This is a genomic window from Massilia sp. CT11-108 (assembly GCF_047302915.1).
Taxonomy (GTDB): domain Bacteria; phylum Pseudomonadota; class Gammaproteobacteria; order Burkholderiales; family Burkholderiaceae_D; genus Telluria; species Telluria orientalis.
On record NZ_JBKYMO010001099.1, the window covers coordinates 1 to 725 of the forward strand.

1 protein-coding gene is annotated in these 725 nt (G+C 71.2%); it reads right to left on the reverse strand.

Annotated elements, in window-relative coordinates:
- Positions 1–725 (reverse strand): NAD-dependent epimerase/dehydratase family protein (locus tag ACEN88_RS33385; RefSeq protein ID WP_413346622.1); only part of this gene is annotated, 725 nt, incomplete at both ends.

The following is a 725-nucleotide window of genomic DNA, read 5'->3' on the forward strand; positions in this document are numbered from 1 at the left end:
CGCGTCCGGGAAATGCCGGGCGATCACCGCCGGCGCGTCCGTCTTCAGCAGCGCCGCGTCGGCGCGGTCGAAGGGCGTCGGCGCCGACACGACGTACAGGCCGAAGCCGATGGCCGGCGCCTTCTCCAGCGCGGCGAGGTGCGCGAGCGCGCAGTCTTCGACGGTCAGGCGGCGGTGCAGGAATTCGTTCGCCTTCATGTTTTCGCCGGCAAGATGGTCGTGCGTGTCATCGTCTTCCGGGAAGAACCGTGCCGTCCTCAGCACGACCACGGGGAGACCGTGCTCCGCGTGGAACAGCCGCGCCAGCTCCTCGGCCGTGCGCTTGGTCACGCCATAGATGTTCCGGGGCTGCAGCGGTCCGCTCGTCTCGTCCAGCCAGGCGGCGGCGGGCGCGGTCTCGTCGCGGATGGCCTGCGTGATCATCAGCGACGTGGTCGACGTGGATATGAACCGGCTCGTTCCGTGGGCCGCCGCCGCTTCCAGCAGGTTGAGCGTCCCGGTGACGTTCACGTCGACGAACGCCTGGCGCGGATAGCGCGCGATGTCGGGCTTGTGCAGCGCGGCCGCGTGGATCACGGCGTCGAACCGGTAGCCGGCGAACAGGCGCCGGACAAGGGGCGTGTCGGCGACGCTGCCGACCACGTCGGTGTGCGGGCCGGGCGCCACGTCGAGGCCGAGCGGGACGTGGCCCGCCCGCCGCAGCAGCGGGGACAGGAATCGGCCAA